This is a genomic window from Chelativorans sp. (assembly GCF_031180965.1).
In the GTDB taxonomy this organism is placed as follows: domain Bacteria; phylum Pseudomonadota; class Alphaproteobacteria; order Rhizobiales; family Rhizobiaceae; genus Chelativorans.
On the sequence record NZ_JAPSLH010000059.1, the window covers coordinates 1 to 2,463 of the forward strand.

Consider the following 2,463-nt stretch of genomic DNA (forward strand, 5'->3'; position numbering starts at 1 on the left):
CAAGTGATGCGCCAGTGGGGGCGCTGGTGCCTCACGCCGGATTACCTGTTCGGTGATCCTCGGCTCCGCGCGGCGGAAAGTTTCGCCGCCGTCGCCACTCCCCTCGAAGTGATCCATTTCGACGATGATGCCTATGCGCCTCCCGCGGCCGTGGAGCGGCTGGCCCGGGCCTTCACGGGCGCGCAGGTCCGGCGCGCGTTGATCCCGGCCGCGAGCGTGGAAGGCGGACGCATCGGCCATTTCGGCTTCTTCCGCCGCAGCCGCTGTGAGCGGCACTGGGGCCGGATCGCGAGTTTCCTCGTGGAGCGGAACGCCGCTCCGGCGGAATGAGTCGGAAATGCCTCGTGATATGAGAGGTCAGCGCAGGGGCGGCAAGCGGCGCTTGACGGGCGTTGCCTTGACAATCGACGTGTTGGTCCGCGCCTTCTCGGCGAGCTGGTCGAGCACCTGGTCGAGCTCTTCGATGGAGCGCAGGTGAAGGCGGCAGACGAAACAATCGTCTCCCGTCACCTTGTCGCATTCCACGAATTGCGGCGTCTCCTGGATGAGCCGCTCGACCACATGCAGCATGCCGGGCAAAGGGTTCACGCGGACGATCGCCTGCAATGTGTAGCCCAGGGCGCGCGGACTGACATCCACGGTGAAGCCCTCGATCACGCCCTGCGCCTCCATGCGCCGGATGCGCTCCGATACGCTCGGGGCCGACAGGCCTACCTGGCGGCTGAGGTCGCTGATGGAGATCCGGGCATCTTTCGACAGAATCGTCAGGATCTGCTGATCGACTTGATCCAGCTCGGAATGGATTTGAAAGTGCTTCATCGATTTTGTCTCAAAGATCAAGGCCGAAAGACGGATACGCCTTCGTTTGATTATAGAGAATTCGGAACGAAGGTGCGAGAAATATCGCACTTCAGGGAGGTCGCGATGATCAAGGAAGGTATGGGCCGCGGCGTTGCCGAAATGACGGGCGCCATGGTGATTTCGGGCACGATCGGCCTGCTCGTGGTCCTGTCCGCGCAGCCGGTCTTCAACGTGGTGTTCTTCCGCTGCCTGTTCGGCGCCGTCACCCTGCTCGTCGTCTGCGCCGTCCTCGGCCTCTTGCGCCCCGACGTGATCTCAAAGCGCGCCTTCGCCTTGGCCCTGCTGGGCGGGGCGGCCATCGTCTTCAATTGGGTGCTGCTGTTCGCCTCATTCTCGCGCGCGTCGATCTCCATCGCGACGGCGGTCTACAACACGCAGCCCTTCATGCTCGTGGGCCTCGGCGCTCTTTTCTTGCGCGAGAAGGTGACACTCGCCAAGCTCATGTGGCTCGTCATGGCGTTCGCCGGGATGCTGCTGATCATCCAGTTCGAGCCCTCCGCCCTGTCCCTGCGCGGTGCCTATCTCGTCGGCATTGCGCTGGCCCTCGGCGCGGCCTTCCTCTATGCCGTCGCCGCTCTGGTCGCCAAGCAGCTCAAGGGCACGCCGCCGCACCTGATCGCCCTGATCCAGGTCTCCCTCGGAATCATCCTGCTCGCCCCCTTCGCGGATTTCCAGACTTGGCCGCAGAACGCCTTCCAGTGGGGCAACCTCATCGCGCTCGGCGTCGTGCATACAGGGCTGATGTATGTGCTGCTTTACGGCGCGATCCAGAAGCTGCCGACCATCATCGTCGGTGCGCTCTCCTTCATCTACCCGGTCGTCGCGATCATCGTGGACCGCATCGCCTTCGGCCAGCATCTCGAGCTGCCGCAACTCGCCGGCGCGGTTGTCATCCTGCTCGCCGCCGCGGGCCTGAACCTGGGATGGAAGCTGCCCGAAAGCCTGTCGGGGCTCCTGCCTAAGGGAAAGCCGGCCAAGTCGGAAAGCGTTTAAGAGCGAGCCCGGCGCGGGCGTTTCAGGGAGTGCCTTCGAACATCGTGCGGAAAGGTAGAATCCGGTTTTCCGCACGATGCGCCAATAAAGGGATGGGGCAGCGGAGCTCAAACCGGATAGAGGTCCGTTGCTCCGGATGCTCCTTCAGCCGTTCCGCTCGCGGCGCGCCTGCAGGATCTCCACGCTGCCAGAGACGCCGCCTTCAGCCTCCTCGACCCCGCGCCCTTCGAAATGCGTGGTGAGGACGATATGCGTCGTCACCTCCCTCACGCCGGGAATCTCCTCCACCCGGGCGCGGATGCGGTCGAGCTCGCCGGTTCCGGCCGCATCGACTTCGACCAGCAGGTCGAGATCGCCCGCCACCGAGAAGGCCGAGCGCACCTGGGGAAGCGTCCGCAGGACGGGAATGATCCGGGCGCAGCCGCCCTGCTTGCCGTGGCGAACGATGAGCCAAGCCCTCAGCCGGGACTGGGATCTCCGCGAGCCGAGGCGAACCGTGTAGCCGGCGATCACTCCCTCGCGCTCCAGGCGGCCCAGGCGCTCCTGCGTGGCGCTCCGTGAAAGGCCGATGCGCTGGGCGAGTTCGACGACACTGGCCCGGGCATTCCG

At 65.0% G+C, this 2,463-nt stretch carries 3 protein-coding genes and 1 pseudogene; 2 read left to right on the forward strand and 2 right to left on the reverse strand.

All coding sequences use genetic code 11. From position 1 onward, the window contains the following. Nucleotides 1-330: pseudogene (locus tag RIN79_RS21440) on the forward strand (hypothetical protein); the annotation flags it as partial. Nucleotides 331-357: 27 nt separating this feature from the next. Here RIN79_RS21440 and RIN79_RS21445 read toward each other — a convergent pair. After that, nucleotides 358-819 carry an Lrp/AsnC family transcriptional regulator gene (locus RIN79_RS21445; RefSeq protein WP_309086737.1) on the reverse strand — a complete coding sequence of 154 codons (462 nt, stop codon included), beginning with the start codon at nt 817-819 and terminating at the stop codon, nt 358-360. A gap of 105 nt (nt 820-924) precedes the next feature. Here RIN79_RS21445 and RIN79_RS21450 point away from each other — a divergent pair, with 105 nt between their 5' ends. Further along, on the forward strand, nt 925-1,854 hold the full coding sequence (locus RIN79_RS21450) for a DMT family transporter (RefSeq protein WP_375165994.1): 930 nt from the start codon (nt 925-927) through the stop codon (nt 1,852-1,854). 144 nt (nt 1,855-1,998) lie between these two features. Here the strand turns inward: RIN79_RS21450 and RIN79_RS21455 are convergent. Then, the coding region (locus RIN79_RS21455) for an Lrp/AsnC family transcriptional regulator (RefSeq protein WP_309086738.1) at nt 1,999-2,463 on the reverse strand (465 nt) is incomplete at its 5' end.